The organism is Citrobacter freundii complex sp. 2025EL-00176 (genome assembly GCF_053309355.1).
Map to the genome: position 1 here is coordinate 1 of NZ_JBRYHT010000025.1, position 17,576 is coordinate 17,576.

Below are 17,576 nucleotides of genomic sequence, written 5' to 3' on the forward strand. Positions count from 1 at the left end.
AAGGACGCGGCCGGGCAGTGGCATATCACGTCCGGCGAGCTGGCCGACGGTGACCACACCATCGTGGCCACCGTCACCGACCTCGCGGGCAACACCGCGGACTCGGCGACCCTGAGCTTTAACGTCGACACCACGCTCTCAGTGCCGACGGTGGACCTGGCAGACGCCAGCGACAGCGGCAGCAGCGCGACCGATAACATCACGAACGATACCACCCCAACCTTTACGCTGGGCAATATCGACGCCGATGTGACGGAGGTGCAGGTGCTGATCAACGGCACCGCCTATGACGCCGTGCAGACGGACGGGACGTGGAGCTTTACCGCGCCGGCGCTGGCTGACGGGGAGTACACCTTCACCGTGCAGGTCACCGACGACGCGGGCAACACCGCGACCTCGGCGGCGCTGGCCGTCACCGTGGACACCGCCGTGGCGGCCCCGGTCATTACGCTGAGTGACGACACCGGCACGGCGGGGGATAACCAGACTAACGACACTACGCCGGGCTTTGCTATTGCCACGGATAAAGACGCCGTGAGCGTGATGGTGAGTATTGACGGCGGTACCCCGGTGGCGGCAACGAAGGATGCGGCCGGGCAGTGGCATATCACGTCCGGCGAGCTGGCCGACGGTGACCACACCATCGTGGCCACCGTCACCGACCTCGCGGGCAACACCGCGGACTCGGCGACCCTGAGCTTTAACATCGACACCACGCTCTCGGTGCCGACGGTGGACCTGGCAGACGCCAGCGACAGCGGCAGCAGCGCGACCGATAACATCACGAACGATACCACCCCAACCTTTACGCTGGGCAATATCGACGCCGATGTGACGGAGGTGCAGGTGCTGATCAACGGCACCGCCTATGACGCCGTGCAGACGGACGGGACGTGGACCTTTACCGCGCCGGCGCTGGCTGACGGGGAGTACACCTTCACCGTGCAGGTCACCGACGACGCGGGCAACACCGCGACCTCGGCGGCGCTGGCGGTCACCGTGGACACCGCCGTGGCGGCCCCGGTCATTACGCTGAGCGATGACACCGGGACGGCGGGGGATAACCAGACTAACGTAGCGGCACCGGGCTTTACCATCAGCACCGACCCGGATGCGGTCAGCGTGATGGTGAGCATCGACGGCGGCGCCCCGGTGGCGGCGACAAAGGACGCGGAAGGGCAGTGGCATATCACGTCCGGTGAGCTGGCTGACGGCGACCACACCATCGTGGCGACAGTGACGGACGTGGCGGGCAACACCGCGGACTCAGCTATCCTGAGCTTTAACGTCGACACCACACTCTCGGTGCCGACGCTGGACCTGGCAGACGCCAGCGACAGCGGCAGCAGCGCGACGGACAACATCACCAACGACACCACGCCTGCGTTCACCCTCGGTAACGTGGATGCGGACGCCGTCAGCGTACAGGTGCTGATTAACGGCACCGCCTATGACGCCGTGCAGGCGGACGGCACCTGGAGCTTTACCGCGCCGGCGCTGGCGGACGGGGAGTACACCTTCACGGTGCAGGTGACTGACGACGCCGGCAACACCGCGACCTCAGCGGCGCTGGCGGTCACCGTGGACACCACCGTGGCGACCCCGGTGATCACGCTGAGCGACGACACCGGCACCGTCGGCGATAACCAGACCCGCGACACCACGCCGGGCTTTGCCATCAGCACCGACCCGGATGCGGTCAGCGTGATGGTGAGCATCGACGGCGGCACCCCGGTGGCGGCAACGAAGGACGCGGCCGGACAGTGGCATATCACGTCCGGTGAGCTGGCCGACGGCGACCACAGCATTGTGGCGACGGTGACGGACGTGGCGGGCAACACGGCCACCTCGGACATCATGACCTTTAACGTTGACACCACGCTGTCCATCCCGACCCTCGATCTGATGGATGCCTCTGATACCGGCAGCAGCGCGACGGACAATATCACGAACGACACCACGCCGGCGTTCACCCTCGGTAATGTGGATGCGGACGCCGTCAGCGTACAGGTGCTGATCAACGGCACCGCCTATGACGCCGTGCAGACGGACGGGACGTGGAGCTTTACCGCGCCGGCGCTGGCTGACGGGGAGTACACCTTCACCGTGCAGGTGACGGATGATGCGGGCAACACCGCGATGTCCACAGAGCTGAACGTGACAGTAGATACCACCGTGGCGGCCCCGGTGATTACGCTGAGCGATGACACCGGCACGGCGGGGGATAACCAGACTAACGACACCACGCCGGGCTTTGCCATCAGCACCGACCCGGATGCGGTGAGCGTGATGGTGAGTATCGACGGCGGTACCCCGGTGGCGGCAACGAAGGACGCGGCCGGGCAGTGGCATATCACCGCCGGTGAGCTGGCCGACGGCGACCACAGTATTGTGGCGACGGTGACGGATATTGCCGGTAACACGGCTGCGTCAGATCCGATGACCTTTACGGTGGACACCACGCTGTCCATCCCGACCCTCGATCTGATGGATGCCTCTGATACCGGCAGCAGCGCGACGGACAATATCACCAACGACACCACCCCAACCTTTACGCTGGGCAATATCGACGCTGACGTGACGGAGGTGCAGGTGATGATTAACGGCACGTCCTACCCGGCGACGCTGGCAGACGGTCAGTGGACCTTTACCGCGCCGGAACTGGCAGACGGGGAGTACACCTTCACCGTGCAGGTCACCGACGACGCGGGCAACACCGCGACCTCGGCGGCGCTGGCGGTCACCGTGGACACCGCCGTGGCGGCCCCGGTCATTACGCTGAGCGACGACACTGGCACCACCGGCGATAACCAGACCCGCGACACCACCCCGGGCTTTGCCATTGCCACGGATAAAGACGCCATGAGCGTGATGGTCTCCATTGACGGCGGCACGCCGGTGGCGGCGACAAAGGACGCGGCCGGGCAGTGGCATATCACGTCCGGCGAGCTGGCCGACGGCGACCACAGTATTGTGGCGACGGTGACGGACGTGGCGGGCAACACCGCGGACTCAGCTATCCTGAGCTTTAACGTCGACACCACACTCTCGGTGCCGACGCTGGACCTGGCAGACGCCAGCGACAGCGGCAGCAGCGCGACGGACAACATCACCAACGACACCACGCCTGCGTTTACCCTCGGTAACGTGGATGCGGACGCCGTCAGCGTGCAGGTGCTGATCAACGGTACCGCCTATGACGCCGTGCAGACGGACGGCACCTGGAGCTTCACCGCGCCGGCACTGGCGGACGGGGAGTACACCTTCACGGTGCAGGTGACGGACGACGCCGGCAACACCGCGACCTCGGCGGCACTGGCAGTCACGGTGGACACCGCCGTGGCGGCCCCGGTGATCACGCTGAGTGATGACACCGGGACGGCGGGGGATAACCAGACTAACGACACCACGCCGGGCTTTGCCATCAGCACCGACCCGGATGCGGTCAGCGTGATGGTGAGTATTGACGGCGGTACCCCGGTGGCGGCAACGAAGGATGCGGCCGGGCAGTGGCATATCACGTCCGGTGAACTGACCGACGGCGACCACACCATCGTGGCGACGGTGACGGATGTGGCGGGGAATACCGCCACCTCGGACATCATGAGTTTTAACGTCGACACCACACTCTCAGTGCCGACGCTGGACCTGGCAGACGCCAGCGACAGCGGCAGCAGCGCGATGGACAACATCACGAACGATACCACCCCAACCTTTACGCTGGGCAATATCGACGCTGACGTGACGGAGGTGCAGGTGCTGATTAACGGCACGTCCTACCCGGCGACACTGACGGACGGCACCTGGAGCTTTACCGCCCCGGAACTGGCGGACGGGGAGTACACCTTCACCGTGCAGGTCACCGACGACGCGGGCAACACCGCCACCTCAGCGGCGCTGGCGGTCACCGTGGATACCACCGTGGCGGTCCCGGTCATCACGCTGAGCGACGACACCGGCACGGCGGGGGATAACCAGACCCGCGACACCACCCCGGGCTTTGCCATCAGCACCGACCCGGATGCGGTCAGCGTGATGGTGAGCATCGACGGCGGCACCCCGGTGGCGGCAACGAAGGACGCGGCCGGGCAGTGGCATATCACCGCCGGTGAGCTGACTGACGGCGACCACAGTATCGTGGCGACGGTGACCGATATTGCCGGTAACACAGCAACATCCTCACTGGACTTCACCGTGGACACCACACTGTCCATCCCGACGCTGGACCTGGCAGACGCCAGCGACAGCGGCAGCAGCGCGACCGATAACATCACGAACGATACCACGCCGGTGTTTACGCTGGGCAATATTGACGCTGACGTGACGGAGGTGCAGGTGATTATCAACGGCACGTCCTACCCGGCTACGCTGGCTGACGGCACCTGGAGCTTTACCGCCCCGCAACTGGCAGACGGTGACTATACCGTGACGGTGCAGGTCACCGACGACGCGGGCAACACCGCGACCTCAGCGGCGCTGGCGGTCACCGTGGATACCGCCGTGGCGGCCCCGGTGATCACGCTGAGCGACGACACCGGCACCACCGGCGATAACCAGACCCGCGACACCACGCCGGGTTTTGCCATCAGCACCGACCCGGATGCGGTCAGCGTGATGGTCTCCATCGACGGCGGCACCCCGGTGGCGGCAACGAAGGACGCGGCCGGGCAGTGGCATATCACGTCCGGCGAGCTGGCCGACGGCGACCACACCATCGTGGCGACGGTGACGGATGTGGCGGGGAATACCGCCACCTCGGACACCATGAGTTTTAACGTCGACACCACCCTCTCGGGCCCGACCCTCGATCTGATGGATGCCTCTGATACCGGCAGCAGCGCGACCGATAACATCACGAACGACACCACCCCAACCTTTACGCTGGGCAATATCGACGCTGACGTGACGGAGGTGCGGGTGCTGATTAACGGCACGTCCTACCCGGCGACGCTGGCTGACGGCACCTGGAGCTTCACCGCCCCGGCGCTTGCAGACGGTGACTATACCGTGACGGTACAGGTGACGGATGACGCGGGGAACGTGCAGACCTCGAATGAACTGGCCATCACGGTGGACTCCACCGTGGCGGCCCCGGTGATCACGCTGAGCGACGACACCGGCACCACCGGCGATAACCAGACCCGCGACACCACGCCGGGTTTTGCCATCAGCACCGACCCGGATGCGGACAGCGTGATGGTGAGTATCGACGGTGGCGCCCCGGTGGCGGCAACGAAGGACGCGGCCGGGCAGTGGCATATCACGTCCGGCGAGCTGGCCGACGGCGATCACACCATCGTGGCGACGGTCACCGACCTCGCGGGCAACACGGCCACCTCCGATCCCCTGAGCTTTAACGTCGACACCACACTCTCGGTGCCGACGCTGGATCTGGCAGATACCAGCGACAGCGGCAGCAGTTCGACCGATAACATCACGAACGACACCACGCCAACGTTCACGCTGGGCAATATCGACGCTGACGTGACGGAGGTGCAGGTGATGATTAACGGCACGTCCTACCCGGCGACGCTGGCAGACGGTCAGTGGACCTTTACCGCCCCGCAACTGGCAGACGGGGAGTACACCTTCACCGTGCAGGTCACTGACGACGCGGGCAACACCGCGACCTCGGATGAACTGGCCATCACGGTGGACACCGCCGTGGCGGCCCCGGTCATTACGCTGAGCGATGACACCGGCACGGCGGGGGATAACCAGACCAACGACACCACCCCGGGCTTTGCCATCAGCACCGACCCGGATGCGGTCAGCGTGATGGTGAGCATCGACGGCGGCACCCCGGTGGCGGCGACAAAAGACGCAGCCGGGCAGTGGCATATCACGTCCGGCGAGCTGGCTGACGGCGATCACAGTATTGTGGCGACGGTGACGGATATTGCCGGTAACACGGCTGCGTCAGATCCGATGACCTTTACGGTGGACACCACGCTGTCCATCCCGACGCTGGACCTGGCAGACGCCAGCGACAGCGGCAGCAGCGCGACGGACAATATCACGAACGATACCACCCCGGTGTTTACGCTGGGCAATATCGACGCTGACGTGACGGAGGTGCAGGTGATGATTAACGGCACGTCCTACCCGGCGACGCTGGCAGACGGTCAGTGGACCTTTACCGCGCCGGAACTGGCAGACGGGGAGTACACCTTCACCGTGCAGGTCACCGACGACGCGGGCAACACCGCGACCTCGGCGGCGCTGGCGGTCACCGTGGACACCGCCGTGGCGGCCCCGGTCATTACGCTGAGCGATGACACCGGCACGGCGGGGGATAACCAGACCAACGACACCACCCCGGGCTTTGCCATCAGCACCGACCCGGATGTGGTCAGCGTGATGGTGAGAGTCGACGGCGGCACTCCGGTGGCGGCAACGAAGGACGCGGCCGGGCAGTGGCATATCACGTCCGGCGAGCTGGCCGACGGCGACCACAGTATTGTGGCGACGGTGACGGACGTGGCGGGCAACACCGCGGACTCAGCTATCCTGAGCTTTAACGTCGACACCACTCTCTCGGTGCCGACGCTGGACCTGGCAGACGCCAGCGACAGCGGCAGCAGCGCGACGGACAACATCACCAACGACACCACGCCTGCGTTTACCCTCGGTAACGTGGATGCGGACGCCGTCAGCGTGCAGGTGCTGATCAACGGTACCGCCTATGACGCCGTGCAGACGGACGGCACCTGGAGTTTCACCGCGCCGGCACTGGCGGACGGGGAGTACAGCGTCACCGTGCAGGTGACGGACGACGCCGGCAACACCGCGACCTCGGCGGCACTGGCAGTCACGGTGGACACCGCCGTGGCGGCCCCGGTGATCACGCTGAGCGACGACACCGGCAGGGCGGGGGATAACCAGACCAACGACACCACGCCGGGCTTTGCCATCAGCACCGACCCGGATGCGGTCAGCGTAATGGTGAGTATCGACGGCGGCGCGCCGGTGGCGGCGACAAAAGACGCAGCCGGGCAGTGGCATATCACCGCCGGTGAACTGGCTGACGGCGACCACAGCATTGTGGCGACGGTCACTGACCTCGCGGGCAATACCGCCACCTCCGATATCATGACCTTTAACGTCGACACCACTCTCTCGGTGCCGACCCTCGATCTGATGGATGCCTCTGATACCGGCAGCAGCGCGACCGATAACATCACGAACGATACCACCCCGGTGTTTACGCTGGGTAATATCGATGCGGATGTGACGGAGGTGCAGGTGCTGATTAACGGGACGTCCTACCCGGCGACACTGACGGACGGCACCTGGAGCTTTACCGCGCCGGCGCTGGCTGACGGGGAGTACACCTTCACCGTGCAGGTCACCGACGACGCGGGCAACATCGCGACCTCAGCGGCGCTGGCCGTCACCGTGGACACCGCCGTGGCGGCCCCGGTCATTACGCTGAGCGACGACACCGGCACCACCGGCGATAACCAGACCCGCGACACCACCCCGGGCTTTGCCATTGCCACGGATAAAGACGCCGTGAACGTGATGATCGCCATTGACGGCGGCACGCCGATGGCGGCGACAAAGGACGCGGCCGGACAGTGGCATATCACCGCCGGTGAACTGGCCGACGGCGACCACACCATCGTGGCGACGGTGACGGATATAGCCGGTAACACGGCTGCGTCAGATCCGATGACCTTTACGGTGGACACCACGCTGTCCATCCCGACGCTGGATCTGGCAGATACCAGCGACAGCGGCAGCAGTTCGACCGATAACATCACGAACGACACCACGCCAACGTTCACGCTGGGCAATATCGACGCAGATGTCACCTCGGTGCAGGTGATGATTAACGGCACCGCTTACCCGGCGACGCTGGCGGACGGGACGTGGAGCTTTACCGCCCCGGCACTGGCGGACGGGGAGTACACCTTCACGGTGCAGGTGACCGACGACGCCGGGAACACCGCGAACTCCACGGAACTGACTATGACGGTGGATACAGAGGTTCTGCCTGTCAACATTGCGCTGGATAAAGCCTCAGACACGGGGGCTAAAGCAGATGATAACTATACAGCGGATACAACCCCAACGTTTACATTTAGCAATATTCCTGCCGATGTTGCTGCGGTCACACTGACGTTGAACACTGGGCAGCATTACACGATCGATCTGAGTAAAGGAACCACATTTACCCTGCCGGATGAATTAAAAGATGGCACATATACCGCAACAGTGACGGTAACTGACGTAGCAGGTAACAGTGCCGACAGCCAGATTAGTTTTACTATCGATACCCTTGTTGATAAACCGGCAGTAGAGCTCGCTACTGTCTCTGATTCGGGCGATAGCCAGACTGATGGCTTGACTAATGAGACGAAGCCGCAGTTCCAGCTTAGCGGCGTGGATATTGATGACGTCAATACGATAACGATAGCGATCGTGAGCAACGACGGCAGCTACAAAGGTAGCTGGACGCTGGATAGTGAAACCTACGGAAACGGGACCTGGATCTGTCCAGTCGAGCTGGATGATGGGCAGTATACGATTACCGTCATGGTTGAAGATATGGCGGGTAATCAGAGTACCTCTGATGCAGCAGCGTTTGAAATCGATACGGTCACTCACATAGATTCAATTGTGTTGTTGGATGACACTGGCTCAAGCTCCACCGATAACCAGACCAACGTGAATACGCCTGAGTTCGCGATCGGCGTGCCGGATGATGTCACGCATGTCAGCATTGCAATTGATGGTAAAGCGGCTGGTGAAGCATCCAAACAGAGTGATGGAACGTGGCATTTTTCTACCGCAGCGCTTGCTGACGGAGCGCATACCATTACGGTTACCGTAACGGATCAAGCGGGTAATAGCAGCCACAAGGATCTCAACTTTACGGTCGACACAACCCTTTCTCAACCAACGTTGCAACTTTCAAGTGAGAGCGACAGCGGGTATAGCGATTCCGATAACATTACGTCGGATGTCCGCCCAACCTTCGTGATCGGTAATCTTGATAGTGACGTTGTCAGCGTTTCACTGACGATTAACGGTCAGACATGGCCTATTACGGTTGAAAATGGCAGCGCTATCTTTACTCTTCCAGCCGATTTGCCTGATGGGGTCTGGCAGGCTGAACTGCGGGTTGTTGATGATGCGGGTAATGAAAAGACAACGTCACTCTCCGTGACTATTGATACCACCACCAGCGTGGACGGTATCACCCTGCAAAGTGATACAGGGGTGCAAAACGACTGGATGACCAACGATTCCACCCCAACGTTTGCTATTACGGCACCCGCCGATGCGCAAACTGTCACCGTCAGCGTTGGAACGACAACGCAGGATGCTATATTCCAGGACGGTAAATGGGTGGTGACGATGCCGTCTGTGCTGGCGGATGGGGAATATACGCTGGAGGTAATCGTCACAGATAAAGCCGGAAACACCGCTAACCGTGAGCAGAGTTTCACCGTCGATACCACGCTTGAGCCGCTTACCGTCAAAATGGCAACGGCAGATGACAGTGGTATTGCGGGCGATAACGTGACTAACATCACCAAACCGACGTTTGAACTGGGCAATATTCCGCAGGATGTGTACAGCGTTGACGTCACGCTGAATGGTATTACCACTAACGTCAAGAAGCAGACAGATGGTCGATGGATCTTTACCCCTGATACCGCACTGACGGAGGGTGAGTATACTCTGGAGGTACTGGTGACGGATAATGCCGGTAATCAAAGGACCTCAGATTATAGCTTTACCATCGACACGTCGGTGGAGATTAATTCTATCATTCTGACAACGGATACCGGGGATTCCTCCTCTGACGGCATCACCAATGCCAGTCAGCCGGTATTTAGCGTGACAACCTCTGAGGATGTGATCAGCCTTAAGGCGACAATTAACGGCCTTGAGTGCAGCGTGGTGCAAAACGCCGACGGTAACTGGACGGTGACTTCTCCGGTGCTTTCGACTTCTGGCGACTATACCCTTGTTGTCACGGTAGAGGATGCGGCGGGTAATGAAACCAGCGATAGCAAAACGATTACCTTTGATAACCAGCTTTCCGTGCCTACGATCGCGTTTGAGGCGGGGGATGATACTGGTTACGATGCCATGGACAATCTGACCGCCAACAATAAACCGTCGTTTATCATTAGTGGCGTTGACGGCGATGTGACGCATGTGGTCATTACGCTGGATGGTCAGCAAACTTCGCTCGTGCAGGATGGCAGCGGTAACTGGATCTTTACGCCATCATCCGCACTCGCGGATGGCGAGCACAAGCTGACGGTTGATATCCAGGACCGGGCCGGGAACACTCAGACACAAACACTTTCCTTTACGGTTGATACCACGCTGAGTACACCGGTGATTGATCTGATGACGGGCTCTGATTCTGGCGATAGCACTGAAGATAACCTGACGTCTGACACGCGCCCGCAATTTGTGATTAGCAATATCGACAGTGATATCTATCAGGTTGTCGTGACGCTAAACGGCAACGATTATCCGCTAACGAAAGACGCACAGGGTAGTTGGATATTCCAAACGCCGGAACTGGCCGATGGCGAATACACCATAGTGGTGACGGCAACGGATAAAGCCGGGAACGTGAGTTCGTCGGATCTGGATTTTGTTATTGATACGACGGTGATAATTGACAGCATCGTCATGTCAGAAGATACCGGTTATTCCTCCGACGACCATTTAACCAACGATACGATCCCAACGTTCCAGATTAACGTCCCGGATGATGTCTCCCATGTCTCGGTGGCGCTGGACGGCGGTACGGCTGTCGATCTTGGTGCAAGCAACGGTAAGTGGACCTATACCGTCGCGTCAGCGTTGCCCGATGGCGAGCACACTATTGTGGTGAACGTCACCGATAAGGCCGGTAACACCACACAAGAGAGCTTTACCTTCACGGTTGATACCACGCTCAATCCGGTTATCGTTGATCTGCGTCCTGAGGATGATTCTGGTAGTAGCGATGCTGATAATTATACCAGCAATACCCAGCCGACCTTCGATTTTAGCTCCATTGACAGTGATGCTTACAGCCTGGTCGTAACATTAAATGGAATCTCTTATCCTATTGATTTAACAGCACAGCCGATCAGCTTTACGCCACCTCAGCCGCTGGGTGACGGTGATTATACCTTAACGGCGACGGTCACAGATAAGGCTGGCAATACCCAGGATACGAGCCTGGTCTTTACTGTCGATACGCAAACATCCGTGAGTGTCGATTTTATTGTTGGTGACGATACCGGCTATTCGGATACCGATAATATCACCAAAAATAATGCGCCAACGTTTGAGGTCAGCGTTCCTGCCGATGTCGAATCGGTCAGCGTAACTCTGAATGGTGTCACTTCGCCGCTGGCTAAAAATGAAACGGGCCAGTGGCTGTATCAGACACCGCCGCTGGCGGACGGCAGCTATACGCTATACATTAACGTGGTGGATAAAGCGGGAAACACGGCAGAGACATCGGTCTCATTTGTCATCGATACCACGCTGAATATTCCTGCTATCGATCTGGATACCGAGAGCGACACGGGGATCTCGGTAGATGATAATCTGACCAAAGACACCACCCCGTATTTTGTCATCAGCAATGTGGACAGCGATGTTCATAGCCTTACCGTGACTATTAGCGGTAAAACGTATAACGCCACCCAGAAGGATGGCGTCTGGGGGGTTCAGATCCCGCAGGCCGATGCGTTGGCCGATGGTGTTTACGTTGTTAAAGTGACCGCAGAAGATAATGCGGGTAACAGCAAATCTTCGTCCATTTCTATTACGGTGGATACCTTCTGTCCGCCACCGGTTGTCGGAATGGATGAGGCATCCAACAGTGGAAATACTGCAGATAGCATCACCTATAATACAGCACCGATCATTACTATCGGCGGTGAGCCGGAAGATATTGCCAGCATATCAGTGAAACTCGGGGAACAAACCTGGTCTCTGGAGCCCGGCACTACCCAATGGCAGGTGCCTGATAATTTGACTGATGGTAATTACAGCGTTGTGGTGACGTTTACCGACAACGCAGGGAACAGTGCATCAACGACCTATGATTTTGTCATTGATACTGTGCTCACCGATCCTGCCATTATCCTCATTGACGATACCGGCAGTGATACCAACGATAACCTGACTAACGTAAATACCCCGAGCTTTGAAATCAGCGCTGGTGAAACGCTGTCCGCCGTAACGGTTACGCTGGATGGTAAGACGACGTCGCTTGAACAGAACGCGCAGGGGCAGTGGATCTATACTGCCGAGATGCTGGCAGACGGAACCTGGACCGTCAGCGTGGAAATGGTTGATGTGGCAGGTAACCACCAGACTGAAACGCTAACATTCACTGTGGATACTCAGATACCGGTACCGTCCATTGATATGGATAGCACCAGTGATTCCGGAGCCAGCGACAGCGACAATCTGACCAACGATACACAACCCGTGTTTATCCTTTCTGGCATCCCGGATGATGTGGATACCGTATATGTCGAGATTAATGGGATAAAATATGCAGCGGTACAAAGTGATGATGGGCAGTGGAGCGTCCAGCCTTCAAAACTGGCGGATGGCGATTACACAGCCACCGTGGTTGTTACTGACCTTGCAGGGAATACTGCAAACAGCAGTATACATTTCACTGTGGATACGCAGATCTCCCTCTCCCTTGATCTGCTTGCCTCGTCGGATACCGGCACTTCACAAAGCGATAAGCTGACGCGCGATACGTCGCCGACGTTTGGCGGACAGACCGATAAAGATGCCACGCTTACTATCCTTGTCACCGATGATAAAGGTGCCATCGTCCAGACGCAGGAAATCACGCCAGCAGCGGATGGCAGCTGGTCTGTTACGCTGGACGATCTGGTTGATGGATCGTATACCATTACCGTTTCCGCAATCGACCAGGCGGGCAACTCCGCCACCTCCAGCGTGAACTTTGAAATTGACACTGTGGTCAATGCACCGGTAGTGGCGCTATCGGCGTCCGATCCTGAAAACTCACACGAGGCGTTAAATCTGGCGCCGGAATTCAGCGGTACGGCTGAACCGGGTTCGAGTCTCACCATAATTATCGATGGCGTTACCGTGGCCAGCGTGACGGTTGACAGCAATGGTACTTGGGCATGGACGCCGCCGAGCGCAATTACCTCCGGCGATCATGTCATCGGCGTGATTGCGACCGATAAGGCCGGCAACGTTTCAGAAGAGACAGATTTTACCTTTATTATTCCGTTAGTGGATGTTGATCCGCCGACGCTGCAACTGCAGACCGGGTCAGATAGCGGCTCTATCGGTGACTTTGTAACCAACGACACGACACCGTCGATCACTGGGGTTTCGCTACCGGGAAATACCATTACCGTTTATGTCAATGGTGAAGTCGTGGGTACCGCGACAACGGATTCCACTGGTCGCTACAACTTCAATTTGCCGGAAATGGAGGAAGGCACATATAGCGTTGAAGTGAGCATTATCAACCCCAATAACGGCGAAGAGGTGAAGTCAGATCCGGCAAGCCTGGTGATTGATACCCACGTCGTCCCGCTGGTTTGGGAAGTGATCGGGCTAAACGACGAAGGGTATCTGAATTCTAATACACCGGTAGTCAGGGGAATATCCGAAGCCGGTGCCCATATTATGATTATGATTGATGGTCGTACCGTCGTGGAAACAGTTGCCGCCAGTGACGGTAGTTGGTTGGTTTCTATTCCGAGCATTGGCATTGACGGTGAGCACGAGATCAGTTTCTCGGTAACGGATGTGGCAGGTAATACCGAAAACTTTGGTCCACAGGATTTTATTCTCGATACCTATATCACGCCGATCACCGTTGAACTACGGGATACCGATGATAGTGGTATTAGTGCTACCGATAATATTACCAATAAAACACTGGTGCATCTGGACGGTACCGCGGAAGCGGGGGCAGTAATAACGATTGCCAACACCAGCGGAGAGATACTGGCGACGGTTACCGCAGATGAAAAGGGCGACTGGAGCAGTGAAATAGCCCTTGAAGAAGGCCCACAAACCTTTGTGGTGACTGAAACCGATTCGGCGGGGAACACCGCGGCTAAAAATATTGATATTGTCTGCGATACGCAAAATAGCATCACCGATATTGTCCTCGACAAGGCGTCAAACAGTGCGGCAATCACAGATACTATCACCAATGTCAATTCACCCACCCTGACCGCGGTGACTGATGCTAATGCGACGGTCGAAATTTATGTCAACGATGTCAAAGTGGCTACCGTGATTGCTGACGCAGTGGGTTCAGTCTCCTGGACAATGCCAGAAAGCGAGGATGGCGAATATGACATCAGAATGGTTTCAACTGATACCGCAGGAAATACGGCCACCAGCAGCACCACGACGATTACTATTGATACGGTGATTGATAGCTTTAGCGTTGATTCACTTCCCGCGCTGACTAACGACAAAGCCTTGGATGTTTCCGGTGTGGGGGAAGTAGGGTCAACCATTACTGTCTATCTCAATGGCAAAGCGGTAAGTCAGGGGACAGTGGCTGAAGACGGGAGCTGGACGGTACCGCTGATCCTTAAAGAGGATGGTGAGTACAGCCTGACGGTACAGATCACGGATGTGGCCGGAAACAGCCAGACCAGCGATCCGTTTGTCTTCACGCTGGATAGCCATACCGATTATCCGACCATCAATCTGGATGACGCGTCTAACTCAGGCTCTCTGGATGACAACATAACCAGCGACAATACGCCAGCCTTCCATGGTACGGGAGAGCCGGGCGCGGCGATTTCTATTCTGGTGGATGAAAAGACCGTGGCAACGGTAACGGTGGATGCTCAGGGGAACTGGACGTGGCAATACCCGACTACGTTGGCGGACGGTGAATATTCCATCCGCGTAGTGGCAGAAGATGCAGCGGGCAATACCGCAGAGTCTGCGCGTATCCTGATGACGGTCGATACCAGCACCTGGATTGAAATTGACTATATCGTCAATGATTCCGGCCCGTGGGGGAAAGACTACATTACGTCAGCAGCGGTTCCAGTGTTCCAGATCAACGGTGAAACCGGCGCGCCGGTAGATGTGTATATTGACGGCAACTATGTTGAAACTGTCACTATAACCAGCCGCAATTTCCAATATAAAGTGCCGGAGGCATTGTCTGATGGCACCCATACGATTCGTTTTGATATTACCGATGCAGCGGGTAACACTGCCTCAACGGGTTCTAAATCGTTCACAATTGACACTGTCAACGATACGCCGATCACACTGGATGGAATCAACGGCGAGAGCGTCGCCGATCACACAGTCGATGGCACTATTTATATCAATGACCTTAGTGGCGGTATCAAGCTAAGCGGTAGCGCGGAAGCTGGAAGTTCCGTATCCGTGACGATTAACGGCCTTACCATTGGTTCCGTCAGCGTCAACGGCCAGGGGCAGTGGAGTATTCAGGTAAACCCTTTACTGTTACAGGATGGGACGTGGAATATTGTGGTGAAATCTTCGGATAAGGCGGATAACAGCAATTCTGCCAGCTTCACCATTGTGGTGGACAGTTCGATCAGCCAGTTCACCGCCAACGTGCAGGACGACAAAGACAGTTCGGCTGATAAATGGGTGGTTAACAGCCGCACGCCAACCTTTAATGGCATGGGGGAGGCTGGGGCGACCGTTACCCTGATGGTAGCAGGGATGGTGGTTGCTACCACCACAGTTGCCGCCGACGGCACATGGAGCATCAATGCCAGCGCGTTGCCTGAAGGGACAAGTAATTTAACCTTTACCATTGAAGATACGGCCGGCAATACCCAAACCATTAACCATGACATTCTGGTCGATAGCGTTGCGCCATTGGCGCCAACGGTAGAGATCTCTTCCTGGAGCGAAGAGGGTGCTCTGTGGATCCTCTCTGGTAAGGCGGAAGCGGGAACAACCATTGTTATCAAGGATGAGTCCGGCAACGTTATCACCACGGTTAATGTCAATAATTCCGGCAGTTGGAGTACCGCGATTAACTATCCTGATGGCGGTAAAATCAGCATTCAGGCGGAGGATTCAGCCACTAATATCAGTGTTCCTGTCGACCTGGATGTGATGTTCACCACACCAGCCGTAGCGCTGGACGTGGCCTCAGACGGTGGTGCTCAGGGAGATAACTTGACCAACGACTCAACGCCGACATTGGTACTTAGCAACATCGAGAAGGATGTCGTTGCGGTGAGCGTAACGATTGATGGAACGACCGTGCCGGCAACGAAGGTCAGTGATGGAGTCTGGACCATAACATGGGGCACCCCGCTGAGCGACGGCGAGTGTGACGTTCAGGTGAGTGCCACGGATGCGGCAGGAAATACGGCGACGCAGTCCTTTAGCTTTACCATTGATACCGTGCTAAGCGCGCCGACCATCACCATGGACGCTGCTAGCGACACCGCTACGGCGGGCGACAATATCACGCAAGTCGCTAAACCGACATTTGTCGTGACTAACGTTGACGCTGATGTAACCAAAGTAGAGGTGACTTTAAACGGCAATACGCAAACCCTGACCAAAGACGCTTCAGGTAACTGGATCTATACGCCGGAAGCCGCGTTGGCAGACGGTAACTGGACCGTTGAGGTTAGAGTAACCGATGCGGCAGGTAACACTAAGCAGTCAGCACTGGATTTCACCGTTGATACTAGTATCAGTACGCCGACGGTGGCTCTTGATGCCAGCAGCGATACTGGTGATGTCGGTGACAACCTGACGAAGGATGCGACGCCAACCTTTATCCTGAGCAATATCGATCCGGATGCCACGTCGGTGATGGTAACGCTGAACGGTGAAACGCACAGTGCAACCAAAGATGAGCAAGGTAACTGGACGTATATGCCGGAAACCCCGCTGGCGGACGGCAGTTGGACGCTGGAAGTGAAAGTCACTGATGGCGCAGGTAACAGTGCGGAATCTTCACTGGATTTCACCATTGACAGTACGCTAAGCACACCAACAGTAATGATGGATACGGACAGTGACACCGCAACGGCAGGGGATAATATCACCAGAGATACGACGCCAACCTTTATCCTGAGTAATATCGACCCGGATGCCACGTCGGTGATGGTGACGCTGAATGGCGAAACGCACAGCGCAACCAAGGATGAACAGGGGAACTGGACGTATACGCCGGACACCCCGCTGGCGGACGGCAGCGGAACGCTGGTGGTTACCGTTACTGATGCGGCGGGCAATACCGCGGATGCGTCACTGGATTACACCATCGACAGCACTATCAGCACGCCGACGATCGCCCTGGATGCGGACAGCGATAGCGGTACGGTGGGTGATAATCTGACGAGGGATACGACGCCAACCTTTATCCTGAGCAATATCGACCCGGACGCCACGTCGGTGATGGTGACGCTGAACGGCGAAACTCATGCGGCAACCAAAGACGAGTCTGGTCACTGGAGCTACACGCCGGGAACCCCGCTAGCGGACGGCAGCGGAACGCTGGTGGTTACCGTTACTGATGCGGCGGGCAATACCGCGGATGCGTCACTGGATTACAC

1 protein-coding gene is annotated in these 17,576 nt (G+C 57.9%); it reads left to right on the forward strand.

The window, feature by feature from the left end:
* Positions 1–17,576: Ig-like domain-containing protein (locus tag ACVXHP_RS23920; RefSeq protein WP_447572285.1), on the forward strand; the 17,576-nt coding region annotated here is incomplete at both ends.